At 69.7% G+C, this 26,274-nt stretch carries 22 protein-coding genes and 6 pseudogenes; 7 read left to right on the top strand and 21 right to left on the bottom strand.

Features of this window, described 5'->3' with window-relative positions:
* Nucleotides 1-378: 378 nt before the first annotated feature.
* On the bottom strand, nt 379-936 hold the full coding sequence (locus tag ACFY3J_RS32150) for a hypothetical protein (protein ID WP_390842288.1): 558 nt from the start codon (nt 934-936) through the stop codon (nt 379-381).
* Between the two features lie 525 nt (nt 937-1,461).
* The gene (locus ACFY3J_RS32155) at nt 1,462-1,593 is read right to left on the bottom strand and encodes a hypothetical protein (RefSeq protein WP_384187976.1); all 132 of its coding nucleotides are present in this window, start codon (nt 1,591-1,593) and stop codon (nt 1,462-1,464) included.
* A 775-nt stretch (nt 1,594-2,368) separates the two neighbouring features.
* Here ACFY3J_RS32155 and ACFY3J_RS32160 point away from each other — a divergent pair.
* Nucleotides 2,369-2,851 (top strand): annotated as a pseudogene (locus tag ACFY3J_RS32160) (transposase); the annotation flags it as partial.
* Between the two features lie 681 nt (nt 2,852-3,532).
* Here ACFY3J_RS32160 and ACFY3J_RS32165 read toward each other — a convergent pair.
* The 4 genes from ACFY3J_RS32165 to ACFY3J_RS32180 all read right to left on the bottom strand — a co-directional run bounded on the left by ACFY3J_RS32165 (nt 3,533) and on the right by ACFY3J_RS32180 (nt 8,412).
* Entirely contained in the window at nt 3,533-4,129 is a 597-nt protein-coding gene (locus ACFY3J_RS32165) for a hypothetical protein (RefSeq protein ID WP_390842289.1), read from the bottom strand.
* Nucleotides 4,130-5,144: 1,015 nt separating this feature from the next.
* Nucleotides 5,145-6,461, bottom strand: a complete 1,317-nt coding sequence (locus tag ACFY3J_RS32170) for an acyltransferase (protein WP_390842290.1) — start codon at nt 6,459-6,461, stop codon at nt 5,145-5,147.
* Between the two features lie 737 nt (nt 6,462-7,198).
* Nucleotides 7,199-7,888, bottom strand: a complete 690-nt coding sequence (locus ACFY3J_RS32175) for a hypothetical protein (RefSeq protein ID WP_390842291.1) — start codon at nt 7,886-7,888, stop codon at nt 7,199-7,201.
* Between the two features lie 2 nt (nt 7,889-7,890).
* Entirely contained in the window at nt 7,891-8,412 is a 522-nt protein-coding gene (locus ACFY3J_RS32180) for an RNA polymerase sigma factor (RefSeq protein WP_384187986.1), read from the bottom strand.
* 559 nt (nt 8,413-8,971) lie between these two features.
* On the opposite strand from ACFY3J_RS32180, the gene ACFY3J_RS32185 reads away from it, so the two are divergent.
* Nucleotides 8,972-9,232, top strand: coding sequence for an alcohol dehydrogenase catalytic domain-containing protein (locus tag ACFY3J_RS32185; RefSeq protein ID WP_384183401.1), 261 nt, complete (start codon nt 8,972-8,974; stop codon nt 9,230-9,232).
* Between the two features lie 609 nt (nt 9,233-9,841).
* On the opposite strand, the gene ACFY3J_RS32190 is transcribed toward ACFY3J_RS32185, so the two are convergent.
* The 5 genes and pseudogenes from ACFY3J_RS32190 to ACFY3J_RS32210 form a co-directional block, all read right to left on the bottom strand.
* Nucleotides 9,842-10,507 carry a TioE family transcriptional regulator gene (locus tag ACFY3J_RS32190; protein ID WP_384183398.1) on the bottom strand — a complete coding sequence of 222 codons (666 nt, stop codon included), beginning with the start codon at nt 10,505-10,507 and terminating at the stop codon, nt 9,842-9,844.
* Nucleotides 10,483-10,647, bottom strand: a pseudogene (locus ACFY3J_RS32195) (amidohydrolase); the annotation flags it as partial. The gene ACFY3J_RS32190 and the pseudogene ACFY3J_RS32195, both read right to left, overlap by 25 nt.
* A gap of 21 nt (nt 10,648-10,668) precedes the next feature.
* Entirely contained in the window at nt 10,669-11,463 is a 795-nt protein-coding gene (locus ACFY3J_RS32200; RefSeq protein WP_384183395.1) for an amino acid ABC transporter ATP-binding protein, read from the bottom strand.
* Nucleotides 11,460-12,305, bottom strand: a complete 846-nt coding sequence (locus ACFY3J_RS32205; protein ID WP_384183392.1) for an amino acid ABC transporter permease — start codon at nt 12,303-12,305, stop codon at nt 11,460-11,462. Before ACFY3J_RS32205 ends, ACFY3J_RS32200 begins: the two co-directional genes overlap by 4 nt.
* Nucleotides 12,302-13,150 carry a transporter substrate-binding domain-containing protein gene (locus ACFY3J_RS32210; RefSeq protein ID WP_384183430.1) on the bottom strand — a complete coding sequence of 283 codons (849 nt, stop codon included), beginning with the start codon at nt 13,148-13,150 and terminating at the stop codon, nt 12,302-12,304. The genes ACFY3J_RS32205 and ACFY3J_RS32210 overlap by 4 nt, the downstream gene beginning before the upstream one ends.
* A 151-nt stretch (nt 13,151-13,301) precedes the next feature.
* On the opposite strand from ACFY3J_RS32210, the pseudogene ACFY3J_RS32215 reads away from it, so the two are divergent.
* Together ACFY3J_RS32215 and ACFY3J_RS32220 are read left to right on the top strand one after the other, a co-directional pair.
* Nucleotides 13,302-13,427, top strand: a pseudogene (locus ACFY3J_RS32215) (alanine--glyoxylate aminotransferase family protein); the annotation flags it as partial.
* Between the two features lie 461 nt (nt 13,428-13,888).
* Complete coding sequence (locus ACFY3J_RS32220; protein WP_384183389.1) at nt 13,889-14,878, top strand: NAD(P)-dependent alcohol dehydrogenase; 990 nt, start codon at nt 13,889-13,891, stop codon at nt 14,876-14,878.
* 397 nt (nt 14,879-15,275) lie between these two features.
* Here ACFY3J_RS32220 and ACFY3J_RS32225 read toward each other — a convergent pair whose 3' ends face one another.
* Complete coding sequence (locus ACFY3J_RS32225) at nt 15,276-15,971, bottom strand: NAD-dependent epimerase/dehydratase family protein (RefSeq protein ID WP_390842292.1); 696 nt, start codon at nt 15,969-15,971, stop codon at nt 15,276-15,278.
* A 253-nt stretch (nt 15,972-16,224) separates the two neighbouring features.
* Nucleotides 16,225-17,208 (bottom strand): aldo/keto reductase, encoded by a 984-nt coding sequence (locus tag ACFY3J_RS32230; RefSeq protein WP_384183385.1) that lies wholly within the window; start codon nt 17,206-17,208, stop codon nt 16,225-16,227.
* Nucleotides 17,209-17,308: 100 nt separating this feature from the next.
* Between ACFY3J_RS32230 and ACFY3J_RS32235 the strand changes: the two genes are divergently transcribed.
* Together ACFY3J_RS32235 and ACFY3J_RS32240 are read left to right on the top strand one after the other, a co-directional pair.
* Nucleotides 17,309-17,896, top strand: coding sequence for a TetR/AcrR family transcriptional regulator (locus ACFY3J_RS32235; protein WP_384183382.1), 588 nt, complete (start codon nt 17,309-17,311; stop codon nt 17,894-17,896).
* Nucleotides 17,897-18,019: 123 nt separating this feature from the next.
* Nucleotides 18,020-18,634, top strand: a complete 615-nt coding sequence (locus tag ACFY3J_RS32240) for a dihydrofolate reductase family protein (protein WP_390842293.1) — start codon at nt 18,020-18,022, stop codon at nt 18,632-18,634.
* Between the two features lie 163 nt (nt 18,635-18,797).
* On the opposite strand, the gene ACFY3J_RS32245 is transcribed toward ACFY3J_RS32240, so the two are convergent.
* The 6 genes and pseudogenes from ACFY3J_RS32245 to ACFY3J_RS32270 all read right to left on the bottom strand — a co-directional run.
* The gene (locus ACFY3J_RS32245) at nt 18,798-20,015 is read right to left on the bottom strand and encodes a SpoIIE family protein phosphatase (protein ID WP_390842294.1); all 1,218 of its coding nucleotides are present in this window, start codon (nt 20,013-20,015) and stop codon (nt 18,798-18,800) included.
* 305 nt (nt 20,016-20,320) lie between these two features.
* Nucleotides 20,321-20,618 (bottom strand): annotated as a pseudogene (locus ACFY3J_RS32250) (ATP-binding protein); the annotation flags it as partial.
* A 102-nt stretch (nt 20,619-20,720) separates the two neighbouring features.
* On the bottom strand, nt 20,721-22,286 hold the full coding sequence (locus ACFY3J_RS32255) for a protein kinase (protein WP_390842295.1): 1,566 nt from the start codon (nt 22,284-22,286) through the stop codon (nt 20,721-20,723).
* 244 nt (nt 22,287-22,530) lie between these two features.
* Nucleotides 22,531-22,785, bottom strand: coding sequence for a hypothetical protein (locus ACFY3J_RS32260; RefSeq protein WP_384183372.1), 255 nt, complete (start codon nt 22,783-22,785; stop codon nt 22,531-22,533).
* A 354-nt stretch (nt 22,786-23,139) separates the two neighbouring features.
* Entirely contained in the window at nt 23,140-24,384 is a 1,245-nt protein-coding gene (locus ACFY3J_RS32265) for an MFS transporter (protein ID WP_390842296.1), read from the bottom strand.
* Nucleotides 24,385-24,748: 364 nt separating this feature from the next.
* Nucleotides 24,749-25,000 (bottom strand): annotated as a pseudogene (locus ACFY3J_RS32270) (ABC transporter ATP-binding protein); the annotation flags it as partial.
* Between the two features lie 60 nt (nt 25,001-25,060).
* Between ACFY3J_RS32270 and ACFY3J_RS32275 the strand changes: the two are divergent.
* A pseudogene (locus ACFY3J_RS32275) lies at nt 25,061-25,567 on the top strand (ATP-binding cassette domain-containing protein); the annotation flags it as partial.
* Nucleotides 25,568-25,683: 116 nt separating this feature from the next.
* Here ACFY3J_RS32275 and ACFY3J_RS32280 read toward each other — a convergent pair.
* Nucleotides 25,684-25,806, bottom strand: coding sequence for a hypothetical protein (locus tag ACFY3J_RS32280; protein ID WP_390842297.1), 123 nt, complete (start codon nt 25,804-25,806; stop codon nt 25,684-25,686).
* A 153-nt stretch (nt 25,807-25,959) separates the two neighbouring features.
* Complete coding sequence (locus ACFY3J_RS32285) at nt 25,960-26,085, bottom strand: hypothetical protein (protein ID WP_384183364.1); 126 nt, start codon at nt 26,083-26,085, stop codon at nt 25,960-25,962.
* Nucleotides 26,086-26,274: the final 189 nt, after the last annotated feature.

Below are 26,274 nucleotides of genomic sequence, written 5' to 3' on the forward strand. Positions count from 1 at the left end.
GCGCCATGTGCTTTGCTTACGGTCACGGGCCAGGTGACGGGAGTCGCACCGGATATGCGGGTTGCGCGCCTTCGTCACTCGTTCGGGCTCACCCGGCCACTGCGGCGGGGCCGGTGGCCGTTGCTGGGGAACGCCGCCAACTGGAGTGCGTTCCAGCGGGAATCCCCTTGGGAGTGAACCGGTGAAGTGGGAGGACGCCGGAGTGGGCGGCCTCGCAGCGCTTTCTGGCGGGTTCTAGGATGGCGTGCAAGGTGCGTGGACCTTGGGGCAAGGGGCAGGTGGGCGCCGCGTACCGGGTGCCCTGGGGGTTTGAGGCCGGAACCCCGGCCCGATTACGGCGGGCCGGGGTTCTATGTGGTGCTCATGGTGCGGTTGGGTTTAGAAGTCGAAGTCTTCACCGTGGTGGCGCTTGACCACCCGGAAGCTGCCCACCACTCCGTCCTTGACGTGGACACCCTTGGTGTGGTGAACCTTGACGCCGTTGGCTTCGCTGTGGGGGCCGACGGTGGCGACGGGGGCGCCGTTGTCGCAGGTCGCGCCGCGGAAGAACTCGACGGTCCGCTTGCTGTCGTTGCGGATGTTGAAGCTCTTGGAGCCCAGGCCGCTCACCACGGTGATGCAGCCGTCGGGGTGGGCGGAGAACGACCGCTCGTTGATGAAGATTCTGCCGATCTCGTGGTGGCGCTTGCCACCCTCGCCGCGCTCGCCGCGCTCGCCACCTTCGCCGCCTTCGCCGCCGCGGCCGCCGCCTTCGTTGCCCTTGCCCTGTCCGGACTCGCCGCCCATCGGGGCGTAGGCCGGGGCGGGGGCCTGCTGGACGACGGCCGGGGCCGCCTCGGGTGCGGGGGCGGCCGTGGCGTAGGTGATGCCGGTCACGGCGAGTGCGGCAGCGGCGGCGACGGCCGCGGTGACGACCTTGGAACGGGTCATGATCATGGTGTCTTGCTCCTTCTCAGAGAGGCCGGCTTTGGAAGCCGGTGTGTGAATGAACGTACTGACCGCCCCCAAGGCTGTCATTTCGGGCATATCGGAATGGCTGGTGAGGGGGAGCCGAATGGGGTACCCAGAGCACCCGCAGACCCGCCTCTCTGACTGCTGACGGCACGTCAATCTGTCGAAAATCCTGGGCAGATTGATGAGGGATTAGGCCTTCAAGGTGATCTCTGATGCCTGATCACCCGTGCGGCAGCGGGTCGGCTGGAAAAGCCGGTGCGAAGGGCTCACCAGATTTCGGGGGCTGGGCCATCGTGCCGTGGTCAGGGGGTGAGGGGCCGAAGGGCCGGAAGGTCGAGCCTATGACGGCCCCTCACCCGGCGGGCGTCGGTGTTCGGCAGGTCCGCCGATGGGAGTGCGGTCACTCCGCCGTGATGCCGCGGGCAGGAGCCGCTTGTCCGTGCGCTGAAGGCAGCAGGTGAGGTCGGGGTGCCGCTGCTCGGCGTCGTTATCCTGCTACGGGCACGTTCATGGAGCGGCGGTCTCTACTGGCCGGGGGCCGACGTCGGGGGTGCTGGTGAGCGTGGCCAGGTCGGCGCCGGTGAACGGGTCCGGCGCGTCGATCTCATGACTGTGCAGCGGTCGGGCGGGCGTGAGCATGCCGGTCCGGGGCGCGGGTCATCAGAGTCCGCCAGTGCTCGGGCTGCAAGGTGGGTCGGCACCAGCACCAGGGTTTCGGTCGTGGGGCGGGCTGCGCAGACCTGCTGCATCCTCCTTCTCCGGAGCGGGTCCGGGTCGAGGAGCGGGGGCTTCGTTCAGCCACACCACGGTATGCGGGGCGATGTCCGCGATTGTCGGCCAGGGTCGCGTCGGATGGCCCACTCGCCCGGCCAGATCCTGCCCCTCTCGTGGGGCCCGGCAGCCTCCGGCGGGACGGCACGGTGGCCACGGGCACGGCGTCCGCCTGCCGGGGGCGGCGAGGACGGGTCGCTGATGCAGGGGTGGACGGTGTCCGTCTCGGTCGGCTCCGGCCAACTCGTCATCATCGAACGGCGTTGTCGGCGGTGGTCTCATCCAGGTTGGAAGCGCCGGCTGCCTGCCTGCCAAGTGCACCTCGCACAGCAAGTCCTTCAGCTCCCGAAGCGCGAGGGAGAAGCGCTCGCATGAGTTGACGGCTTGTCGCAAGGAGTATCTGTTTGAAATGTTGATCAAGGTCGTGGAGTGATTCCGAGGTGGCTCGTGGGGATCTGACAGACGACCAGGAGGAGCGGCTGGAGCCGTTGCTGCCGCCGCCGACGAAGATGGACCGGCGGCCGAGGGACCGCCGCGACGCGATCTGGTGGCGGCCGCGAACGGTCTGGCAGTCGAGTCCGACGATCACGCGCTGGCCGCTCGCGCGGCGGCCTGACCGCCATACTCCATCCGGCCGTAGCTGCTTCCGGGCATGTCGCGCTGCCGCACTCACTACGCCCGCAATCTGCTGAGCCAAGTTCCGAAATCGGCCCAGCCGTGGGTGGCCACCCTGCTGCGGACCGTCTTCGAACAGCCCGACACCGACGCGGTGAAGGCCCAGATGACACACGTCCTGGACGCCTTGGAGGCCAAGTTCCCCAAACCCGCCGCCCAGCATGACCTCCTGGCCTTCACCGCCTTCCCCCGCGGGATCTGGCGGCAGATCTGGTCGAACAATCCGCAGGAGCGGCTGAACAAGGAGATCCGGCGTCGCATCGACGTGGTCGGCATCTTCCCCGACCGCACCGCTGTGATCCGGCTCGTCGGTGCGGTCCTGGCCGAGCAGAACGACGAGTGGACCGAGGCCCGCCGTTACATGGGACGAGAACTCCTCGCCAAAGCCGGCCTCCACCCGATCGAGTCAGAAACCGACGACACCGTCCTGCCCACCGAACTCACCGCATAGCCTCAAAGACGAGATCACCGAGTGGCCATCGATACACCACTCCAGCGGACGTGACATCGGCCCGACGAGATAGGCCTCAAGTAGGGGCAGTTCGGCTTGCACGCCATCATGGTGGACTCTCTCACGGTGGGAGAGTCCAACGCTGTATCCATTGCCCCCAAGGTCCCCTATCCCTCTTCGCCGTCGTCATAGCTTGGGACGTCCGGATCGCGCAGCGGGTGCAGGCCCTGGCCGGGCCGCTGCCTGAAGCCCCAGCCCGCCGGGCGGCTACCGCCGAGTGGTCCGCTCGATCATGACCGGCCCGGGCCGGCTCCCCGGTCGGCGGCGATATGCGGGGGCCGGGGGAGGGGCCCCGGATGTGCGGCTTTCGCCCTACGTCACCCGTTCGGGCTCACCTGGGCGCCGCGGGCAAGACCAGTGGACGCTATTGGAGAACACCGCCAACTGGGGGTGTTTCAGCGGGAGTCTGCTCGGGGGTGAACCGATGAGGTGGGAGGTGGCCGGCGCGGGCAGCCCCGCAGCGCCTTCGGGCCGGTTTTAGTATGCGTGAAAGGCGCGTGGACCGTGAAGCAACGGTCGGGTGTGGGCGCCACGTGCCGGTGCCCGGGGGGACTGAGACCAGAATCCCGGCCCGATTGCGGCGGGCCGGGATTCTAGATGGTTCGCTTGATGAGGCTGGGTTTAGAAGTCGTCGAAGCCGAAGTCGTCGAAGTCGAAGTCGCCCTTGTGGTGACCGACCACCCGGATGCTGGCCACGATTCCGTCCTTGACGTGGACGCCCTTGGTGTGGTGCACCTTGACGCCGTTGGCTTCGCTGCGGGGGCCGACCGTGGCGACGGGGGCGCCGTTGTCGCAGGTCGCGCCGCGGAAGACCTCGACGGTCCGCTTGCTCTCGTTGCGGATGTTGAGGCTCTTGGAGCCCAGGCCGCTGACCACGGTGATGCAGCCGTCCGGGGCGGCGGAGTACGTCCGCTCGTTGATGTGGATCCTGCCGATCTCGTGGTGGCGGCGCTTGCCGTGCTCGCCGCGCTCGCCGCGCTCGCCGTGCTCGCCGCCTTCACCGCCTTCGCCGCCGCGGCCGCCGCCCTCGTTGCCCTTGCCCTGTCCGCCCTCGCCGCCCATCGGGGCGTAGTCCGGAGCGGCTGCCTGCTGGGCGACGGCCGGGGCCGTCTGGGGGACCGATGCGGGAGTGGCGGCGGCGTAGGTGATGCCGGTCGCGGCGAGTGCGGAAGCGGCGGCAATGGCCGCGGTGACTGCGGTGGAACGGGTCATGATCATGATGCCTTGCTCCTCTCTCTGAGGGGCCGGCTGTGACAGCCGACGTGTGATTGAACGTAATGACCGCCCCCAAAGCTGTCATTTCGGGCGCATCGGAAGGGCTGGCGTGGGGGAGCCGAACGGGGTACCCAGAGCACCCCCAGACCCGGCTCTGCAAGTGCTGACGGTCTGTCAATCTTCTTAAAAGGTCGGACAGATTGATGAGGCATTAGGCCTTCAAGGTGATCCCTGACGCCTGCTCACCCATGCGGCAGCGGGTCGCCTGGAAATGCTGCCGCGGACGACTCATCAGATTCCGGGACGGGCGGGCCGCGGACCGGATCACGGCAACCCGCCCTGTCAGGTCCTTGTGCCCAAGCCGGCCGCCATCCGGTTTGGACCGGGCCACCGTTCCAAGGGGGTGAGGGCCCCAAGGCCGGGCCCCATGACGCCCCCTCACCCGGCCCGCGTGCTCGCGCGATCCATCCAGCCCGCAGTATCGGCGCAGGTCACACCGCCATCCAGCTGACGAGCCCGTGCACAAGCGACGGTGACACATCGACAGCCCGGACGAGGCTCGCTTGCCCACGCCAGCACCTCAACTCGAGTTCCCTCACCGCGTACGGCTTGTGACCCCGGGCGAACTGCATGCGTGCGGTGCGCAACGTGCGCACGATCGCACGTTTATGCCGTCCTACCCGGCTCTTGCCGCGGCAGCCCAATGTCCGGCTGGAGCGATGGCACAGCGTGCCGACCTGCCCCCTATAAAACGTCGCAGGCCAGGCAGGCAGTGCGCGGACTGCGCGTTCGCGGAACCGGCGCAGTACCAGCTACGCCCTGTCGGAACGGGCCCCGGGGCACGGGACCTCCTTGGAGTGCCGATCCGGCGGCGGTGCGCGGTCGGCAGGGTGCCCGGCAGGCCCTGGCCCGCAAGGACGTCACGGCGTCCGTGGCCGCCTCCCACTTGCCGTCGTCGACAAAGATCGGGGCAACCACCGGCTGAGACCGCAGATACAGGGGGTCCCCGTGAGCCGGCTCAGGCAGCCTCCTTCAGGGTGTCCTCGTGCTGCGCGGGATGATCGGGTGCTGTCCGGCCCGGCAGCAGCAACAGACCCATGCCCAGGGCCAGGCCCAGCGAGGGCAGGAACGGGAACCGCCCGTCGTACGCGAAACCCCGCACGGCGAAGCGGGACAGTGCGGCGACGCTCACGGCGAGGCCGAGCCACGGCATCCAGGAACTGCGCCGGTCGGCGTCCGGACGGGTCCGTTCGTACAGTGCGGCCAGTTTCCGCTCCAGCGGTCGCAGCGCCGCCACGAAGCCGGCGAGAACGAGCCCGAGCACCAGCAGCCACGGCACCCGCAGCGCCCACCATCCAGCGGACCCGAAGGCGGGCTCAGGTGCGAGGGCGGTCAGGTAGAACGCGGCGGCCACGACCAGCACCGGCAGCATGTGCCACAGATACAGCGTCATGCTCGCGCCACCGACCGGCTGCACCAGACGCCACACCCACTCGCGGTCCAGAAGCCTCCGCGCAGCCGGCGCGACGAGAAGACACACACCGACCTGGGCCACTACCCAGGCCAGCATCGCCACCGACGGTGGGTTGGTGTTGCTGGGTACCTGCCCAGTCACAAAGATCAGACTGACCGGGAACGGCCCGAGAGCGATCAGCGCAGTGAAAGCCGCCCCACCTCCCACCGCCATCACGGCCGGCTGCAGCCGACGACGAGTCAGCAGACCGTCCCGCCAGCAGAAGCCCAACTGATAGGCCACACCCCACACGAGCACATAGTCAGCCAGACCGACATACGGAGCGTGCACCGTCACCACCAGTGCATCAACGGCCGCGGCTACCGCGCCCATGACGACGGCAACGCGCAGACCCCAGCGCCGGTGCGCCGCGTGCAGCAGCGGCGTCAGGGCGCTGAGCAGCAGGTACACCGGAAGGAACCAGAACTGCATGGCCATCGCCCAGCCCACGAGTGCAAGCGTGCCCGGGTCCACACCGACCGCCGCACAGATGCCGACGGCGAGCAGCACAAGACCGCTGTAGGCGCCCGTCGGAAGCAACAGCCGCAAGGCGCGCCGCCCCACCCAGCCAGTCGCGGAACCACCCGCCGCGCGGGCTCGGGACCAGGAGCCTCCCGCGGCGTGGCCGCCGGCCAGGAAAAACAGCGGCATGATCTGAAAGCCGAGAGTCAGCCACTGGGTCCAAGGAACTGTCGCCAACAGCTCAGGCGCGGTGATCCGTCCGTCGCTCTCCCTGACCAAGCCGGTGATCAGCCAGTGGCCGAGCACCACCAGGACGATTGACCACGCGCGCAAGAAGTCGACGTAACGGTCTCTGCCCATGCCTCGCCATGCTGCCGGAAACCCGACGTCCACGCCGCGAGAACTCCAGGCCGCAACCATTCCGTGCCCGATACGACACTCTCCACCACCGAACGACGGCTCGGCACGCACCGCCCAGTGGCTGTGACCAGCCACATCACGATGCCGCCGCACAACAGTACGGGGGTACCGTACGCAGGTCGTCCTCCATCACGACGAACGGCGCCATGTCGGGAGCGGTGTTCTCGTACGACGCCCCGACCGCGGGGAGTTCGATTTCGTGGACATCGGCGAGGGCGCGGGTTTCGCGGATCCGCGAGTGTCTTGATGTTCGGTCTGAGTGTGCTGGCGCTGGCCCGGCGCTGACGGTGGTGTGACGAAGTCGGGTGGGGCGTCACAACCGATGCCCGAGACTTCCGGTACTCGTGCAGGACCCTGCGCTGGGGGCGGTGGTGGTGCGTCGAGCCTCTGGTGGCAAAGCCTTGCCCTGTACGTGAGCCGCGTCGACTACGTGTGTGTCCGCTGGCGTCCTTGTCCGCATGGTGCGGTTCCCGGTCCTGTCCGCCGCGGCGGACAGGACCGGGAACCGGGGGAACATTCTCGGTCATCAGGAGCGTGGAGCTGGAGGCCTCACGGCGGGAGGCGAAACCGGTGTACAAGCCCGGCACCTCGGCGGCGGGTCCCCGGCACATCGCCCAGGCGGCCCTCGGCGGAGCGACCGGCCAGTTGCTCGGCCTGCCGCAGCCGAACGGCCACGGTCATCCGGCGCCGCTGCACTTGAGGCCCCGGGCTTCCGGCATCGCCCGCTCGACGCTCTGGCGTCCTTCCTCGAGGGCGTCGCGGGCGGCCCCGGAAGGGCTCTCGCCGTAGGGCGGATCGCCCGCGCGGTAGGTCTCGGGGCCCTCTCCGGGAATGCTCGACACCAGGACGAGCATGCGCACCCCGGTCTTGTAGTACGCCCGGACGTTCGCGCCCTCGTCGGTGAAGGACAGCTGCCGCTCGCCGCCCGCGGGTTTGTAGTAGCGGTCCACGTCCAGCACGATCCGGTACCGGTCGTGCCCGCCCGCCGACTCGACCCGTTCCACCGTGCCCTCGGCGACGGTGCTGGAGCAGGCGATGATCCCCTCGTACGTGAGCTTGGCGGCGGACTCGCCGTTCATCGTCCCGTTGTGCGCCACGAGGTATGCCGTGCCTGTTCCCAGCAGCGCCACGGCTACGGACGCCACGAGGGCGAACAGCCGTCGGCGACCGCGCCGTCGGCTGCGCACCCGGGAGGATTCCTCCCGTCCGGGAGCCTTTTGGGCCAGCCCGTCCCCGATCCGGCGCAGTTGTTCCCGGACGGCGGCCATGTCGCGTTCCGCGTTCGCGTACCGGTCAGCCGAATCCCCCGCCTGCGCGGGTGAGGGTTCGCCCAGCAGGACCGCCATCAGCTCGTCGTTCTTCTCCACCCTCACATCGCCTCTTCCACGTGCAGCCGCTCACGCAGGAGTTTCGCCGCCGCGTACAGCCTGCTCTTCACCGTTCCCAGGGGGATGCCGAGTTGCTCGGCGATCTGCGGCACCGACAGGTCCGCGTAGTAACGCAGGACCAGAACCTGCCGATGGGCGGCGGGCAGAGCGTCGAGCCCCTCGGCGACAGCCAGAGCCTGCACGCTGTTCTCCGTGCCGTCCTGGACCCGGTCGCCCGGTGCGCTGAGCAGGCCGAGCCGCGCGCTGACACGTTCCTGCCGGTGCCGGGTGCGGTGCCAGTCCACCGCGAGGTTCGAGGCCACCACCGCGGCCCAGGCTCCCACGTCCCGCGGCGGGTCCTCGCCCCGCGCCCGGCGCTCCAGCAGGCGCAGCCGCACCTGCTGGAGGCCGTCCTGCAGGTCGTGCTGCGGAACTCCTCCGAGGGCCAGGACGGCGCGGACCCGGTCGGCCTGCGCCGCGTCCAGCGGGTCCGCCTCCGCGCCCCGCGGTCTCCTGATCGGCAACAGTGCTCTCCCTCAGTCGTGTTTCTCCTAGGACGCGGGAGCATTGCAGATCGTTCGATCGTCACTCGCAGCCGAGTTCGCGCGCCGCGGGCAGTGCCCGCGCGATCCCGGCCCGTTCGCGGGAGATCGGTGCGTCGGGCGACGACCATGTGATCCGGGAACGCCGCCTGCTGCGCAAGAGCGACGCCAGTGCCATGAGGCGGTGAGGACCAGGAGTTCTGCCCTGGGGAAGCCTTGGCGGAGCAGCAGCTCTCCCGGGCGGTGGTTGTCCTGAGCCACCGAGGATCGATCTGCGCCACTGAAGTTGATCAACGGTTGAGTTCGTGTCGTCGAGGTTCGTTCGTAGGATGAGGTGTCCTGACGGGTGCACGGTAGGGAGACTGCTGGCTGCCGTTGCCGGCTCGCCCGGACCGCTCGCCGAGGTCCTGGCCCTACGTGATGTGGACGGGCCTGCGGCTCCTGGCACGGGTGAGGTCGTGGTGCGCATGGTCGCGTCGACCGTCAACCCTCGGACGAGGTCACCGTCTCGGGTGCCTACGGGTCGCGGACTTCGTTTCCCATGGTCCCGGGGTTCGAGGGCGTGGGGGTGATCGACGCTGCCGGTCCGGGGGTGCCCGCTGCGGCGGTGGGCCGGCGTGTCCTGCCGCTGGGGTCTGCCGGGGCCTGGCAGCAGTACAAGCGACTCGATTGTTCCGGGTGTGTTCCTGTGCCGGACGATCTTCCCGATGAGGTCGCCTGCTTCGCCTACATCTATCGTGGTGTCGCACCGGTCGGGGTCGTGCGGGGAACACCGGGGCGGACTGTGGCCGAGCCGTCCTGATGGCGGGCCGTGATCCGGACGAACGAGCCCGGGTGGCGCGAACAACTGCGGTCGGTGATCGGCCCCCACGGCGTCGATGCGGCCTTCGACTGCGTCGGTGGCGGCGTGGGCGAAGAGGTGTTCTCGCTGACGGCCGGCGGCGGCGTGTTCGTCCACTACGGCCTGCTGTCGGGAACGCCGCTCTCGGCGGAGTGCCTCACCGGCCGCAGGGACGTACGCGTGGAGCTCTTCCGGCTGCGCGACATCGTTCAGAAGGACGGCGGCCGGCACCTGTCCGGGCTGTTCGCACCGGTCTTCGAGAGTGCGCCGCGGACGCCTGCGCACGGCCGTAGGGAAACGCATCGGGCTCAGCGAACTCGCCGACCACCTCAAAGACCCGGCAGCCGGACCCGCAGGGAAGATCCTTGTCGAGCCGCAGAGGTGACAACCGCGGCGGACCCGGCCGGCGCCGTTCCCGGCGGAGGCACCCAGGCGGGCAACGCCCGAGAACCTGGGTGGACTTGACCTGCCCAGTTCGAGGATGGAGCGACAGACCAAGACCGTCCCCGCAACGCGGCACTCCTGGATATGTCTGCCCTGGGAGTCTCTCTTCAACTGACGGCCATGGTCTCATCCGCGCTTGCGGAGGTACGCCTCCAGCTCGGCGGCCCCGGTCAGCATCGCCCGCCCGCGGGCGGACAGCCGGCCGTGCCAGTCGCTCAGTGCGGCCTCCAGCGGCTCCAGCCCGCCGGCCGCCCGCACTTGGGCGATCAGCGGGGCGATCTGCTCCAGCAGGTAGCCGCCGCGCCGGAGTTGGTGGGCCAGCCGGGCGTCCCGTACGTCGGCCTCGTCGTAGACGCGGTACCCGGTCCGCGGGTCGCGGCGTGGGCGCACCAGCCCGGCACGCTCCCATGCGCGCAGCGTCGCGGGCCGGATGCCGAGCTTTTCCGCCAGCGGTCCGATGAACGTGCCGCCGGGCCTGGACACCGTGGCCGGCTCGGTCGCCGTGGTGGGCTCCAGGTCACGGAGGGCGCGCTCCACGGCTCGGAGGGTCCGCCGGTCGTCGAGGAGTTGTGCGTGGCTCTCGTCGATGAGTCGGAACGCCTCGTCGGCCGCGCCCTCGTTCACCGCCCGCATGATCGACGTCGCCGTCCGGTGGCCGTGGCCGGGCACCAGGGCAACAAACGCGCGCAGGGCCCCCGCGTGCAGCGAGGTATAGGTGCGGTAGCCGTGGGGTGTGCGACCGGCGGCCGGGAGGATGCCGGCTTCCCGTCGACCAGTCCCGGCAGGGCCCAGTCCTCGACGGTACGGACGTCACGGGCGCCGACGGGCCGGTCGTACGAGATCCGGCCGCCGACCCCCCACAGCTCGTCGCGGACCTCCTGCCGTCCGACGAGCATCCGTCCCTTCACGCGCAGCACCGCGCGATCGCTCATGTACCGCACCTTGATTCGGCGCTATCCGCTCTTGCCCACCCGGTCCGCCTTCTCCTCCTCGACCTGCGCCTTCGCGGGGTCCAGGAGCCGGGACAGAAAATGCCGGGTGCGTTCGTGAGCGGGGTTCCCGATGACCCGGTCCGGTGTGCCGTCCTCGACGATCACCCCGCCGTCCATGAAGACGACCCGGTCGGCGACCTCCCGCGCGAAGCTCATCTCATGGGTGACGACCATCATCGTCATGCCCTCGTCGGCGAGCATGCGCATCACGGCGAGGACGTCGCCCACCAGTTCAGGGTCGAGCGCGGAGGTCGGCTCGTCGAAGAGCATCACCTCGGGGCCCATGGCGAGCGCGCGGGCGATGGCGACGCGCTGCTGCTGACCGCCGGAGAGGGAGGAGGGATAGGCGTCCGCCTTCTCGGACAGGCCCACGCGCTCCAGGTTCTCGGCGGCGACCTCCGCGGCCCGCGCCTTGCCCCGACCGAGGACCCGGCGCTGCGGCAGTGTGAGGTTCTCGGTCACCGTGAGGTGGGGGAAGAGGTTGAACTGCTGGAACACCATGCCGATACGGCGGCGTACGGCGTCGATGTCCACATCGGGGTCGGTCACCTCGGTGCCGCCGACGAAGACCTGGCCCTCGGTGGGCTCCTCCAGGAGGTTCACACAGCGCAGCAGGGTCGACTTGCCGGAGCCGGAGGGGCCGATGACACAGACCACCTCGCCCTGGCCGATCTCCAGGTCGATGCCGCGCAGCACCTCGTTGTCCCCGAAGGACTTGTGCAGGCCGCGGACGAGTATCTCGGGGACAGTGCTCACTTGACGGCTCCCTGGGCCTTGGCCTCCATGCGGCGCACCACGAATCCGAGCGGGATCGTGACCAGTAGATAGCACAGGCCCGCGACCAGGATCGGCGTGGAGTTGGCGGTCTGGCTGGCCAGATCTCGGCCGAACTTGGACAGTTCGCGCTCCTCCAGCGTGACGCCGAGGAACAGCACCAGCGAGGAGTCCTTGAAGAGCAGGACGAGTTCGTTGGTGAGCGGCGGAAGGATGATCCGGAACGCCTGCGGAACGATGATGGAGATCATGGCCCGGGCCGGCGAGAAGCCCAGCGAACGGGCCGCCTCCATCTGTCCCTTGGGCACGGCCTGGATGCCCGCGCGGATCGTCTCCGCCATGTACGCGGCCGAGACCAGTCCGAGCGCGAGGGCCACCTTGCCGTACGTTCCGCCGATGATCTCCGTGCCGGGAAAGGCCAGTGGCACGGCCACACCGACGAAGATGAAGATCAGCAGGGCGGGCAGACCGCGGAAGATCTCGATGTAGACCCCGGCGACCCAGCGGTAGGGGCCCACGGACGACAGCCGCATCAGCGCGATGACCATGCCGAGGACCAGGCCGACGACGAAGCCGGTCAGGGTGAACAGCACGGTGTTCTTCAGCGCCAGGGTGATGACGTCCGGGAACATCCGCCGCGCGATGTCCGCCTGCGCGAACTGGTTCCGCAGCCGGCCCCAGTCGGCCGTGGCCGCGAAGGCGATCACGGCGGCGACGAAGACGGCGTACTGGGCGCCGCGCGAGAGCGTGCGCCGCCGGCTCCGGGTCAGACGCCTTCTGCGGGGCCGGACTTCGGCGTCGGCGGTGCCGGTGGTGTCGCTCATGAGGCGGACGGCGAGGCGGCGGACGGGGTGTACGGGCCGATCCACTGCTCGTACAGCTTCTGGTAGGTGCCGTCGGCCTTCGCGTCCTTGATCGCCTTGTTGACCGCGGCGAGGAGTTCGGAGTTGCCCTTCTTCACCGTGAAGCCGTACTGCTCACCGGTGTCGAGGTTGCCGACCACCTTGAAGGCGTCGGCGTTGGCCTTGTCCTTGAGCCAGCCCTGGACCACCGGGTAGTCGATGACGACCGCCTGGACCTGTCCGGTGCGCAGGCCGTTCAGGACGGCGTCGGAGGACTCGAAGGAGACGGGGTCGAAGCCCTCCTTGCGCACGTAGTCCTCCCCGGTGGTCTGCGCCTGGGCACCGAGCTTCCTGCCCTTGGCCTTTACATCGGCCAGGGACGTGACGCCGCTCTTCTTGTCGACCAGGACGGCCTGGGTCGCGTCGAAGTACGGGTCGGAGAAGTCGACGTTCTTCTTGCGCTCGGCGGTGATGGTCATGCCCGCGGCGGCCAGATCGCACTCGCCGGAGTTGAGGAACGCGCCGGTCTTGAAGTTCTCGAAGGGCGTGTCGAGGATCTGCTGCTTCACCCCGAGGTCCTTGGCGACCAGGTCGATCAGGGAGACGTCGAAGCCCTGGACCTTGCCGTCGATCTCCGACTGGAAGGGCGGGTACGGCAGATGCGTGCAGGTCGTGAGCCGGCCCGCCTTGACGAGGTCGACGCCGCCGTCGGCCGACTTGCCCGTGCCGCCGCTGCCGCTCGACGTGCAGCCTGACACGAGCACCGCCCCGGCCGTCGCGGTGATGGCGGCCAGGATGCGGACCCGGCGTCCGAGGAGCGTGTTCACGGGGGACCTCTCTGTGGGGGACATGCGCATGCAGATTATAAGGAGATCTTTGACCCTCTCAAAAAGAACCTGAGACATAGGTGATTCCGGGCGCGTATCGCCCTCCCGGACGTCACCGGCCGAATGAGGAAAGGGCCCCGCTGGTTACCCTCCATTCCGTCCGTCCTTCGGCGACTGGCTGTGGGACTGCGGGGCCACGGTGGACGGCCTGGCGGTGCCGTTCCGCACGGCGGTCACCGCGGAGCAGGTGCGCGCGGCCCGCGCCGAGCACCCGGACCAATCCGCTGCCGCCGGGGATGTCCCGGCCGGACGCAGCGGTGGACGGCGACCGGACATGGCGTGGCAGCCGGGGAGTGACGCCCGCTTGGTGGTCGATCTCGGGGCCCGGAGTACGGAGCACGGTGCGGTGGGTGGAGGCGGGGTGGAGGACGGGGGCGGCCCCGGCGGCCCGCGTGGAGTTCAGCAGTGACGGCGTCCACTACCAGTGGGCGGGGACCCCGGACGGTCACGGGCGGGTGCGCAGACTCACGCGCACGAACTCGGCCCGCTGCGTCGCGGTGACGGGACGTGGCACGCCACAGACGCGCGACGGACTGGTACGGCTCGCCGTGAGCCGAGCGCCCCGTCCCGCCGGTCGGCGGCCATTGACGGCTGTACCGCGTACGCCTACCTTGCCCTCACCCGCGCGGCGGACATGTGTCGGTCGTGACGGGGCCCGAGGAAATGGGGGGCAGGGCGATGAAGGCAGTGCTCCAGGAGCGGTTCGGGCCGCCGGACATCCTGCGGCTGCAGGAAGTCGACCGGCCCCGGGCCGGGGCCGGCCAGGTGCTGGTTCGTGTGCACGCCGCCGCGCTCAACCCCTACGACTGGCACATGATGCGCGGCGACCCCTATGCGGCGCGGCTGATGGGAGGCATGGGACTGAGCCGTCCGAAGTGCCGGGTGGCCGGCATCGACGCGGCCGGAGTGGTGGAGGCTGTCGGCGCCGGCGTAGAAGGGCCCCGGCCCGGCACTCCGGTACTGGGCTTCTGCGCGGGGGCGTTCGCCGAATACGCCTGCGCCGCAGCGGAGTTGGTGGTGCCCAAACCCGAGCGTCTGTCCTTCGAGCAGGCCGCGGCGGCGCCGATGGGGGCGGTGACCGCACTGCGCGGCATCCGGACGGTGGGCCAGGTCCGGGCCGGGCAGCGGGTGTTGGTCAACGGGGCGGGCGGCGGAGTGGGCACCTTCGCCGTACAGATCGCGGCCGGCCTGGACGCGGAGGTCACCGGGGTGTGCAGCGCCGGCAGCACCGAACTGGTGCGCTCACTGGGCGCCGCGCACGTCATCGACTACGCCCGCGAGGACTTCACCGACGGACGCGCCCGCTACGATGTGATCCTGGACAACGTGGGCAACCTTCCGCCGGGCCGACTGCGTCGGGCGCTCACCCCGACCGGAGTCCTGGTGGCCAACGGCGGCGGCTCACCCGGCCGGGTGTTCGGGGCGATCGGCTCCATGCTGAAACTGGCCGCGGTCAACGCGGTCACTCGGCACAGCCTGCGCCCGATCATCCCGGCGACCCCTGGCGGCCCGGCCCACGAGGACCTGCTCGCCGTGACCGCGCTCATCGAGGCCGGTCAGGTCACTCCCGTGGTCGGCAGGACCTACTCCCTGGCCGATACGGCCGAGGCCATGCGCCATGTGGAGGAGGGGCACTCCCGCGGCAAGACCGTGATCACTGTGCGCTGACGTACGAGCTGCCGGTCCTGCTCGTGCGCTGCCGACGATGCGGTGGTGCGCAGAGCCACGGCCGTGAGGCCGAGGGTGAGCAGGACGAGCGCGAGGGCCACGACGTCCGCACCGGACAGGGCCTGCGCTTCAGCGCGGAGCCGACCAGCAGGACGACGGCGAGGAGCGGCACCAAGTCAGGCGACGGAGGGGGCGCGCCCCGGTCCAGTCGAGCGCCCCGGTCCAGTCGACCATCAGGCCGTGTTCGGCGAACAGCCAGCCGCCCTCCTGCTTGACGAGCTCGCTGACAACAGTCGCGTCGGCGCGATGTTCTGGACATCGGGAAGGGCGTGGCCGCGCGGCCACACCCACCCGTGGATCACGTGAACACCCCCGGGCGCAGTGAAGTGGCGGTCGATCACCCCGTCTTCGTCGCTGTGGCTCCGCTCTCGGCGCCCAGTCGGTTGATCTCCGGGCTGTACAGGACCCGTTGCTCGACCGCTCCGGGCCGGGTGACGGCAAGTATGGCGCGGCCTATGTGCTCGGTGGTTGTGGTGTGCCCGGGAGAGAGGCGGTGCAGCAGCGGGTAGAGCCAGGAGGTGAGGGAGTAGAGCACCCGGTACGCCGGCGTCCTGGAGACGGCTCCGTGGCGGGGGAGGATGTAGCCGGGGCGGAACATGTACGCGTGCATCGGCATGGCCAGCAGAGCGTTTTCGGTGCGGCCCTTGACGCGGGCCCACATGGTCCGGCCGCGTTCGCTGCTGTCGGTGCCCTCTCCTGAGACATAGGTGAAGGTCAGTCCGGGGTTGGACGCGGAGACGGCACGTGCGGCGGCGAGGGTGTAGTCGTAGGTGATGCGGGTGTACTCGGCCTCGCTGCGGCCGGCGGAGGAGATGCCGAGACAGTAGAAGCAGGCGTCGTGACCGGCCAGTTGTCCGTGGATGGCGGACAGATCGGTGAAGTCCTGGTGGATGACTTCCTGCAGCTTGGGATGGCTGATGCCCAGCGGGTTGCGGACCACCACCAGCACACGTGTGACGGCGGGGTCGAGGAGACAGGCGCGCAGTACGCCCTGTCCGATCATGCCGGACGCGCCGAAGATGACGATTTTCACGGGCAGACTCCAGGTAGAGGGTGAAGGTTCAGGTCCGCGATACCGCGGTGGCGATCGACGACGGTGGCCCGCCGGCGCTCACGGTCAAAGCCGGCGCCGGCGGGCGTGAGCGGGGTGTCGCTCAGGGAAAGCACGGGCATGAGGTCACGCAGTTCCCCAGCGGGCAGCGCATCGGAGACGAGGCCGTCTCGATCCGCCCGCCCTCCAGGCAGCCGCGGCGCGTCGTCCAGTTCAGTGGGGCGCTGGTCGGGTCTCAGCCGTTGAGCGTGCCCATGAACTCGGGTGCGTAGCGGTCGCCGATGACCACACCGTGCGGGGCCACCGTCTCGATCGCGGCGACGTCCTCGGCGGAGAGGGTCACATCGGTCGCGGCGATGTTCTCCTCCAGGTAGCGGCGGCGCTTGGTGCCCGGGATGGCGACCGCGCCCTGATGCTGGACCCAGGCGAGGGCCAGTTGGGAGGGCGTGACGTCCTTGGCGGAGGCGATGCGGCGCACCTCGCGGACGACGTCGAGGTTGCGGTCGAAGTTCTTGCCCTGGAAGCGGGGGTCCGTCCGGCGCCAGTCGTCCTCGGCGAAGTCGTCGGGGCTGGTGATGGCGCCGGAGAGGAAGCCACGCCCCAGCGGGGAGTAGGCGACCAGCCCGATTCCCAGTTCTCGCAAGGTGTCGAGCACGCCGTTGTGTTCGATGTCGCGTTCGAAGAGCGAGTACTCGGTCTGGACGGCGGTGAGCGGGTGCACGGCGTGGGCACGCCGGATCGTCTGGGCGGACGCCTCGCACACGCCGATGTGGCGCACCTTGCCCTCGGCAACCAACTCGGCCAGCGTGCCGACAGTCTCCTCGATGGGCACCTTGGGGTCGATGCGGTGCAGGTAGTACAGGTCGACGTGGTCCGTGCCCAGGTGCCGCAGCGAACGATCGAGTGCCCGGCGTACGTACTCGGGCCGGCCGTTCAGGTCGAGCACGTTGCCGTCGTCGGTGATCTCCACGCCGGTCTTGGTGGCGAGGACGGCCGCATCCCGGCGCCCGGCCAGCGCCTTGCCGAGGAGCTGCTCGTTGGCGAAGGGGCCGTAGCTCTCGGCGGTGTCCAGCAGGGTGACGCCCAGCTCCAGCGCGCGGTCGATCGTGGCCAGCGCCTCGGTCTCGTCGATGGCGCCGTAGAACACGCTCATGCCCATACAGCCAAGGCCCTGCATGCCGACGGTCAGCCCCGGGCGGCCCAGTGCGCGGTGTTCCATAAGGGTTCCTCCGATAGGTATCTAACTGGATAGATACATACCGTAGGGCGACCGCTCACTGGTGTCAATAACTAGATAGTTACTTGCTATGGTGGCGAACATGCCACGGAACTCCAGCGCCACCAAGGCCAGGCTGCTCGACGCCGCCTTCACCGAATTCGCCGCCTACGGCATCGCCGGCGCCCGAGTGGACCGGATCGCCGAGGCGGCGGGTGCGAACAAGCGGCTGATCTACGTCTACTTCGGCAACAAGGAGCAGTTGTTCGACGAGGTGCTGCAACGGGCGATGACAGAGGGTGCCGAGTCGGTGCCGTTCGACGTCGAGGACCTGCCCGGATACGCCGGCGCGATCTTCGACCACCTCGTCGCCCGTCCGGACCTGATGCGCCTGCGACTGTGGAGACTACTGGAACGCCCCTCGGTCGCCGGACTCGAACCGGACGCTTTCCGGCGCAAAGCCGCGGAAGTGGCCCACGCGCAGCAGCGTGGCGATCTCGCCCCGGAGATACAGCCGGACGATCTCCTGACCATGGTCCTCGCCATGGCCCAGGCGTGGTTCTGGGCCGCCGAGGACGTCGACCCCGGACAGGTCAGCCAGTCCTGGTCGCCAGAGCGACTGGCCCTGCACCGCTCGGCAGTTGTCGAGGCCGCCCGCCGGATCAGTCAGGGAACTGCTGAGGGCTCGTAACGCGATCCGGTCGTTCGCCGGCAGTCACCCAGCGCTCCACCAGCCCGATGAGACGCTGCGTGTCCATCCTGGACAGCCGCAGGTGAGCGATGAGTTCGGGCGGCGGATCGGGTCTGCCCTGGCATGACTCGAATCATCGCTGACATCTCGGTCTCCCTCGACGGCTTCGTCACCGGGCCCGACCCCGGCCCGGACAACGGTCTGGGTACCGGCGGCGAGGCCCTGCACACCTGGGCGTTTTCCGACGACCCCGACGACCGCCGGTATCTGCGCGAGGGGACCGCCCGCTCGGGCGCCGTCGTCCTGGGCCGCCGGCTCTTCGACGTCGTCGACGGGCCGAACGGCTGGGACGACAAGACCGGCTACGGGGCCGGCGAGGTCGGCAGGCCCGCGTTCGTCGTCGTGACGAACTCGCCGCCGGAGTCGGTGCGGCTCACCGACCTCGACTGGACGTTCGTCACCACCGGTCTGCCCGATGCCGTCACCGCCGCGCGCGAGCGCGCCGAGGCGGCGTCGTCGGCCGGCGGCAACGACCTCGACGTCGTCCTCATGGGCGGCGGCGCCACGATCGGCTCGGCGCTCGACGCCGGCCTGGTCGACACTCTGACGCTGCACCTCATGCCCGTCGTGCTGAGCGCAGGGACGCCACTGTTCACCGGCGGAGCGCCGCGCACGCTGGTGCGGCGAAGCGTGACCCCGACATCGACCGCGACGCACCTGACCTACGACCTCCTCTGACGACGTCGTTGCGGATCTTTACATCGAGTAGTCAACGGCGCCCCCGGTGGGGCACGGTTCGTCATGTGTTCAGTCGCTCCTGACCATGTGCGACTCCGTTCACGGATCGATTCCTCGTGCATGCGGTGCCGGACAGATCGCCGGCTGATCCGCACCGACCCGCTCAACGTGTCATGCCGGGATCGGAGATGGTCTCCGAGTCGGGTGCCTGGTCGCCTTCTCTGGCGGGCCGAGCAGGAGGACGGTCGGCTTCCTCGGCAGACACCGGCCGACGGCTGCGTTGGACGGCAACCATGGCCGCGTCGTCGGCCAGGTGTCCGCCGGCGTGGGCGAGCAAGTCGGTGCGCAGGTGATGGACCAGCGCGGAGGGGCTGTGGTGGCCCCAGGAGCCGGCGCGTTCGGCCAGCGGGTAGAAGACGCCCTGGGCATCCCGTGCCTCGATCACCCCGTCGGTGTGCAGCAGCAGTGTGTCTCCGGGTTCGAGCGCGAAGGTGTCGACGCGGTAGCGGTGGCCGGTCAGTGCGCCCAGTCCCAGCGGTGGCGCGGGGGAGGCGGCGTGCAGTGTGGAGACATTCCGGCCGTGCAGCAGCACGGGGGGCGGATGCCCGCAGGTGACCATGTGCACCTGGGGCAGCGCGTCGGGGATGTCGAGGATGGCGGCGGTGATGAAGGACTCCCCGGCCGCCCCCGCCTCGGTGGAGTCGGTCAGGTTCCAGTACACGCTGTGGTCCAGGTAGGACGCGAGGTCGGGGAGGGTGGCCTGACGGTGTGCGCCTTCACGGAAGGCTCCCAGCAGCAAAGCGGCGTCGCTGATCGCGGTCAGGCCCTTGCCCATCACATCGCCGATGATCAGCCGGGTACCCGTGGGAGTGCGGGCGGCCGCGTACAGGTCGCCGCCGATCAGGGACTCCTCCTGCGCCGCCATGTACACCGATCCCACCCGCAGCGGACCGAGCCGCCGCGGCAGTGGCCGCAGCACCACCCGCTGCGTGGCCTCCGACACCATCCGCACCAGCGCCAGCTCACGGGCGTGCCGCTCGCGCAGATATCGGAAGACGGTCACGATCACCGACACCACCAGCAGGGCGATGAACTGCGAGCCGAAGGACATCGTGCCGCCCAGCAGGTGGCCGCTCTGAAGACCGATGACGAGCATGCCCACCACAGCCAGGGCGGCAATCGCCCCGGTGACGAGGGTGGAGGCGAAGGACGCAGTGAGCGCGGGCGCCACGATCAGTAGCGACGGGCCCAGCGGCAAGCCATCCGGGGTCAGCACGTCGACCAGCACGATCGCCACGATCAAGCCCAGCGGAAGCGCCAGCAGAGCGTCACCAGCCTGCCGTGAGCGAGGGCGGTGTGAAAGCCGCTGCCGCAGGCGCATATTTTCTACTTACACCCTCCCGGGCGGCACCGCAGGTGCATGCAGCACCCACGGACCCGGGTGACCGTTCCCAGACGGCCGGATTCACCCTGCTCGGCGGCCGTGCCGCCGATCTCGGACTGGCCGAGCACCGCCACTGTCACAACGATTGCCGAGAAGACGGCGATCGCGGCAGCGATGGAGAGGACCCGACGCGACGGCCGCCGGTGCCCTCGTGTTGCCCTCGTGTGTAGCCCGTCGCGAACAGGTCCTGGGACGGGCTTCGTGCCCGTCTCACTGCACGGGTGCTGCGTCGGCCAGAAGGGGTCGGCGCCGTCCGGCGCGCCGGGGAGGGCCTGTTCGGTCCAGATGATCTTGCCGCGGGGGGGTGTAGCGGGTTCCCCAGCGCTGGGCGAATTGGGCCACGAGGAACAGGCCGCGTCCGCCCTCGTCGGTGGCGGTGGCCCTGCGCAGGCGGGGAGAGGTGCTGCTGCCGTCGGCAACCTCGCAGATCTGGGTGCGATCGCGCAACAGGCGCAGGCGGATGGGCTCGGTTCCGTAGCGGATCGCGTTGGTGATCAGTTCGCTGATGATCAGCTCGGTGGTGAAGGCGATCTCCTCCAGGGGAACTGCGCTCCGGGAGCACAGGAGGAACGGGGGCGACAGCTATGGGGCGCGGCTGTGAGGGGCCTTGATGGCACCGTCGTAACGGCCTCCCGCATCACACTAGGAACGGGTACAGCGGCCGGTCGGCCGGTCGGCGGGCGGGCGGCACTGGAGGGGGAAGTCGGCCGCGCTCGAGCTCAGGTAGCGGCCGATGCACGCGTTGGCCGTGGTTCTGCCGCGCGCGGCGCAGAAGACCAGTGCGGAGCGTCCGTCGGTGAAGGGGCCCGGGACGTGGATCACCCAGTAGCCCGGGCGTAATGACGCGTAGTCGTCGCTGCGGAGCACCTCCGCTTCGGGCACCGACCGCCGAATCGTGGCGAGCCGTTTGTCACGGTCGGCGATGCCCGCGCTGACGGGATCGGAGTAGAGCTGGGCGATCCAGTGGCCGTCAGGCAGGGGAGGCCGTTCGACCGGGGCGGCCGAATGCGTCGCTTCAGCGGTTGGCTGTCCCGTCGGATCCGTCCTCGCGCCCGATGTCGCGTCCTTTGCCGGGGCCGGCGGCGCTTCGGCAGTCCGCTCGGGCGGGGAACTCGCCGCAGTGGTCGCCGGCTGCGTGGACGTCGTCCTCGGCGAGGTGCCCACCGCACTGCTCGACCCGTCGGTCCCCGGACCGCGAAGTGTGAGCACCAGCGCGGTCGTCACGGCCGTGGCGGCCACCAGCACCGCCGCGGTCACCACGATGACGGCCGGTTTTCGGTTCCGCGGAAGACCGGGCGCGAGGGCGGATCTCGGGGTGTCCACCTGGGTGGGCGGATACCCGCGAGGAAGCGCCGGAGCCGGTGGCACCGACGTGGTGACCGTCGGCTGCTCCCAGTGAGGCGCCGAGCCGGACTCCACCCGCGCGAGCATCGCGTCCAGCTGCTCGGCGTCCGAGCGGGCCGCCGGGTCGCGTACCAGCAGAGCCTGGAGCACGGGGGCAAGGGCGCCGGAGCGCACCGGCGGCGGCACGGGTTCTTCGAGCACCGCGGCGAGGGTGGCGAGTGTCGTGGCACGCCGCAGCGGGCTGACGTCCTCGACGCTCACATACAGCAGCAGGCCGAGCGACCACAGGTCGGACGCGGGATCGTCGTCGCGGCCGCGGATGCGTTCAGGAGCGATGTACTCGGGCGATCCGACGAGTTCGTCCGTCGCTGTCAGCGAGGTCGAGCCCCGCATCCCCGCGATGCCGAAGTCGGTGAGCACGGCCGTTCCGTCGGCGCGCAGCAGAACGTTGGCGGGTTTGACGTCCCGGTGGTGGATGCCGACCGCGTGGGCGGCCCGCAACGCGGACAGCACCTGCCGTCCCAGGCCGGCCGCCTCCACGGGCGTCAGCGGGCCGGCCGAGAGCCGTTCCTGGAGGGAGGGCCCGGGCACCAGCTCCATCACGAGCCACGGGTGGGGATCCGTATCGACGATGTGATGGATGGTCACGACGTTCGGGTGATTGAGCCGGGCCAGCGCCCGCGCCTCGCGCAGCACGCGCTCACGCGAGACGTCCGACACCTCCGCGTCCGACCGAACGGCCTTGAGCGCGACCTCCCGGTGCAGCACCGTGTCTTTCGCCCGCCACACCGTCCCCATTCCGCCGCTGCCGAGCTGTTCGATCAGCTGGAAGCGTCCGCCCACCAGGTCTCCCCCTGCACCCATGCGCAACAGGTTAGGGACGGTGCGAGATTACGGAAGGCGGTTGTACCCGGTATCACGCCGAGGCCCGGCAGTGGGCATCGTCTGGGTCGATCGCGGTGTTGGAGCTCTGCTCCCGCCCGCACCTGGCTGATGAGAGCGGGTGTGACCGAACGGACCGGCCTCCGGCGCGTCTTTGAAGGGACGTGCCGGAGGCCGGTCGGATCGCCGTCGCTCCTATCGGTGGGCGTCGGCGGTGGTTGCGGGGTCAGCGGCGGCAGTCACGGTGGGCGGGCTGCTGCCAGACACGGGTCCAGTAGCCGTCGCGCCCGGCGTGGTGGTGCCGGTCCTGGTATCCCGGGTGCCACAGCCGTGCCCAGTGGCCCGGCGCCTCCACGCAGTGGCGCGATGGCGTCGGCGGCTGGTGGTGTTGCGGCGCGGCCGATGCGGTGCCGACCGTGCCGACGACCGCGCCCGCGGCCAGGGCCACCGTCGCTGCCCCGAGGGCCGCAGCTCTCTTCAACCCGTTGATCATGTTCAGGCCTTTCTGTGCGAGTCGGGGCTGACACCCCGCCACTTCCCGGACCGTTTCAGCCAGGAACGCGCCGATCGTCCACCTTGTGGCACCCGCTAAATACTGAAAAACACTGTCTATTATGAAATGCAAATGAATTTCTCATACGGCTCAAATGTTCATATATGTGTGTCAGGTGTAGTGCGTCATGAGCCGACTCCAGGGCGATCAGCGTGCGCCCGTGCGCCTGAGGGAGCCCTCCCATGCGCGTCATGGAGGCCAGGGCGCGAGCTTTCCCGGGCCGTGGGCTTGATCAGGTCGAGCGTGTGATCGGGACGTGAGCGACAGCGCCGTGGCGGCCCGTCAGGTGCGGCTCGGTGCCGGTTCCGGCTTGGCGAGAGGCGCCGCCGCGCGGCGGGGGAGCAGCAGCGGGGTGGCCAGCAGGAGCACGCCGGCCAGGCCGATGGCTGTGCGCGGGCCGAGGAGGCCGCCCAGCACACCCCATGCGGCTGTCAGGAGCGCGGTTGTGGCTTTGGTCGTTACCGTCCAGGCGGTCAGTGTGCGGGTGACCCGGTCGGTCGCGGTGCGTTCGAGGCGGTAGGTGGCGGAGACGGGGTTGAAGACTCCGCAGCAGAAGATGAGCCCGAGTTCGACGCCCATCACCAGCAGCAGCCCTGCGGTGCCCGGCCCCAGGAAGGCCAGGCCGATGGGCCACAGTGCGCGCAGCGTCCCGGTCACGACCAGGACTTGGCGTTGCCCGTACCGGGTGACGAGTGGTCGGGACAGCCGTGAACCGAGCAGTCCGCCGATCGAGGGTGCGGCGAAGGCGAGGCCGTACTGCCACGGTGCGAACCCGAGTCGGCCGAGCATCAGGACGGCCAGCAGCGGCTGGGCGGCCATCACCAGGGCGTTGAACAAGGCGGTGTTGAAGAACAGCGGGCGCAGCGTCGCGTCGGCGAGGATGTACCGCCAGCCGTCGAGCAGGTCCCCGGGCCGCATGCGCGCGGCCTCCCGGCGTTCGGGCCGCGGCTCGTGCCCGCCCATCGCGCGGATGCCCAGGGCCGAGAGCAGGTAGCTGACCGCGTCGGCCACCACCGTCGCCACCGGGCCGAGGAGCCCGATCGCGGCGCCGCCCAGCGGCGGTCCGATGATCGTGGTCGTCCAGGACGTGGACTCGAATCGGGCGTTGGCGACGAGCAGGTCCTCGGCCGGCAGCAGCGTCTTCAGGTACGCGCCGGAGGCGGCGCGGAAGGTGATGTCGGCCGCCGCGACGACGACCGAGACCAGCAGGAGCTGAAGGACGGTGAGGACGCCGAACGCGAACGCGGTGGGGATCGTCAGCAGCGCCGCGAACCGCACCAGGTCCGTCGCGATCAGCACCGGCCGCTTGCGGCGGAACTCCACCCACGGGCCGAGCGGCACCGCCGCGGCCGCGCCCACCGCAGCACCCACGGAGGAAAGCGCGGCGACTTCGGCCGGTCCGGCGTGCAGCACCCGGATGGCGATCAGCGGGAACGCGCCGAAGGCGAGCCACGTGCCGAGCGCGCTGGTCCCGTACGCTCCCCAGAGCCACCCGAACCGCCGGCCCAGCCGGTGCCCGTTCCTCATGCCCGACGCCCCTCGTCACTCACCCGCACAACCGATCCGTGATCGGAAGTATCAAAGCGAGCACCATGCCCGGGGATCAAACAACCACAGGACGCCTAAGCCACAACCAGCGGTTGTGACCACAGGGTGTCGCCATGGACCTCCGCACCGTCCGGACCTTCGTCGCCACCGCCGACGCGGGGCCGCGGCTCGTGGGGCAGGCTGAACGCCGCCGATCATCGATGTTCACCGTGATCATCGGGGCTGTGTGGACTCCTGAAGATCGTGCGGTCGCGCACCAGCTCGCCCGGCGCGGTGCTGCGCGAGGCGGTCCACGCCGTCCGTATGCCGGGTACGGCCCGCGGATGGTGTGAGGCCACCGTGCTCACACAGCGCGCAAGGCCGGCGTGTCGTCCGTCCGGTCGCCCGCGGTCGGCTCCGGCAGCAGCACCGCCAGCCTCGCGTACGTCCCTTCACGGGCCAGGAGTTCCGTGTGCGTGCCCGCTTCCACCAGGCGCCCGGATTCCACCAGCAGGATGCGGTCCGCGTCCGCCGCCAGACTCAGATCGAGCGTGATCATGATCGTCGTACGGCCTGCCATCAGACGGCGCAGTGGCTGGACGACCCGTCGTCCTGCGCCTGCGGGCGAAGGTCTTCCGCCACGTCCAGGACCTGCCGCCGCTCGGCGGTGACCCACCCGGCCCGACCCGTCGCCCCCTGGCCGGTGCGCGGCCGGGTCACCTCCCACGAGGTGTCCTTCCGCTACGGTGCGGAGCGCGCGTCCCTGCGGGACGTCACGTTCGCCGCGTGCCCCGGCGAACTGGTCCTGGTCACGGGCCCGAGCGGCGCGGGCAAGTCCACGCTCTCCAAACTCCTCACCCGCTTCTACGACCCCACGGCGGGCGTGATCCGCCTGGACGGCGTCCCGCTGACGGACCTGCCGCTGGAGTTCCTGCGCGAGAACGTGACCCTGCTGCCCCAGGAGACCCTGGTCCTCAGCGGCACGATCCGCGAGAACATCGAGGCCGGCCGCGCCGGTGCGAGCCGCGAGGAGATCGAACGCGCGGCCAGGGACGCGGCAGCGCACGACTTCATCGCCGCGCTCCCCGACAGCTACGACACGCACATCGCCCCGGGCACGGCGGCCCTGTCCGGCGGACAGCACCAGCGCATCGCGATCGCCCGCGCGATGCTGCGCTCCGCCCGCATGTCGGGATCAGCTCCTCTTCGGCTCGTGGGGTTGCCGTCGTTCGGTCATCGGTGACATGGCCGAGGCGGGGCCCCGGAGGCGTTCCGGTGACCCCGCCTCGTGGCGAGTCGTCAGCGCTGGTGGCCGACCGGGCGGCACCGCTCGTGCTTCTTCCGGGTGTCCTTCTTGGGGGCGTGCTTCTTCGGGGCCGGCTTCTCGGTCCTCTTGATGGGGGTGATCTTGCGGAAGCTCATGGGATTCTCCCTTTCCGTGAATGGTCGGACAGCGTCCCGGAGTGAATTTCTTGCCGACCGCTTACCAGGTTTGAACTGAATTCGTAACACCGGCGCCGGCCGGTTCTCCCGGTCAGGTTCGGCCCGGCGGGCCGGGTGCCCTGCGAAGGTGACTCAGCCCTGGTGCTCGCGTTCGCGGCCGATGGGGTGCTTCCGCGCGTTCCTCTTCGGGGCCGGCTTCCTGGGCTCCGGTACGGGCTTTCGGTGCTTCTTGACCGGGACGATCTTGTGGAAGCTCATGGGCTTCTCCTCACTTGCCTGCGGGTGGATTCCCTCTGCCGCGAACGGTGTTCGCTTTCGACATGAAAGACATTATGGGATCCGCAGACCGGGAAAGGGTAATTCGGATGAGACCTCGATGAAATGCGCCTGAGTCAATTTTCAGACGATTCGTGGAACTGGAGCGCTACTCACCCAGAATTTATTATC

Source organism: Streptomyces sp. NPDC001231, from assembly GCF_042896885.1.
Lineage (GTDB): Bacteria > Actinomycetota > Actinomycetes > Streptomycetales > Streptomycetaceae > Streptomyces.

What these genes read in the sequence shown, in the direction of transcription:
- ACFY3J_RS32150 (WP_390842288.1), bottom strand. Translation starts at nt 936, where the DNA reads ATGATCATGACCCGTTCCAAGGTCGTCACCGCGGCCGTCGCCGCCGCT.
- ACFY3J_RS32155 (WP_384187976.1), bottom strand. Translation starts at nt 1,593, where the DNA reads ATGCTCACGCCCGCCCGACCGCTGCACAGTCATGAGATCGACGCGCCG.
- ACFY3J_RS32165 (WP_390842289.1), bottom strand. Translation starts at nt 4,129, where the DNA reads ATGATCATGACCCGTTCCACCGCAGTCACCGCGGCCATTGCCGCCGCT.
- ACFY3J_RS32170 (WP_390842290.1), bottom strand. Translation starts at nt 6,461, where the DNA reads ATGGGCAGAGACCGTTACGTCGACTTCTTGCGCGCGTGGTCAATCGTC.
- ACFY3J_RS32185 (WP_384183401.1), top strand. Translation starts at nt 8,972, where the DNA reads ATGGTCCCGGGGTTCGAGGGCGTGGGGGTGATCGACGCTGCCGGTCCG.
- ACFY3J_RS32205 (WP_384183392.1), bottom strand. Translation starts at nt 12,305, where the DNA reads ATGAGCGACACCACCGGCACCGCCGACGCCGAAGTCCGGCCCCGCAGA.
- ACFY3J_RS32220 (WP_384183389.1), top strand. Translation starts at nt 13,889, where the DNA reads ATGAAGGCAGTGCTCCAGGAGCGGTTCGGGCCGCCGGACATCCTGCGG.
- ACFY3J_RS32230 (WP_384183385.1), bottom strand. Translation starts at nt 17,208, where the DNA reads ATGGAACACCGCGCACTGGGCCGCCCGGGGCTGACCGTCGGCATGCAG.
- ACFY3J_RS32235 (WP_384183382.1), top strand. Translation starts at nt 17,309, where the DNA reads ATGCCACGGAACTCCAGCGCCACCAAGGCCAGGCTGCTCGACGCCGCC.
- ACFY3J_RS32240 (WP_390842293.1), top strand. Translation starts at nt 18,020, where the DNA reads ATGACTCGAATCATCGCTGACATCTCGGTCTCCCTCGACGGCTTCGTC.
- ACFY3J_RS32245 (WP_390842294.1), bottom strand. Translation starts at nt 20,015, where the DNA reads ATGCGCCTGCGGCAGCGGCTTTCACACCGCCCTCGCTCACGGCAGGCT.
- ACFY3J_RS32255 (WP_390842295.1), bottom strand. Translation starts at nt 22,286, where the DNA reads ATGGGTGCAGGGGGAGACCTGGTGGGCGGACGCTTCCAGCTGATCGAA.
- ACFY3J_RS32265 (WP_390842296.1), bottom strand. Translation starts at nt 24,384, where the DNA reads ATGAGGAACGGGCACCGGCTGGGCCGGCGGTTCGGGTGGCTCTGGGGA.
- ACFY3J_RS32280 (WP_390842297.1), bottom strand. Translation starts at nt 25,806, where the DNA reads ATGAGCTTCCGCAAGATCACCCCCATCAAGAGGACCGAGAAGCCGGCC.
- ACFY3J_RS32285 (WP_384183364.1), bottom strand. Translation starts at nt 26,085, where the DNA reads ATGAGCTTCCACAAGATCGTCCCGGTCAAGAAGCACCGAAAGCCCGTA.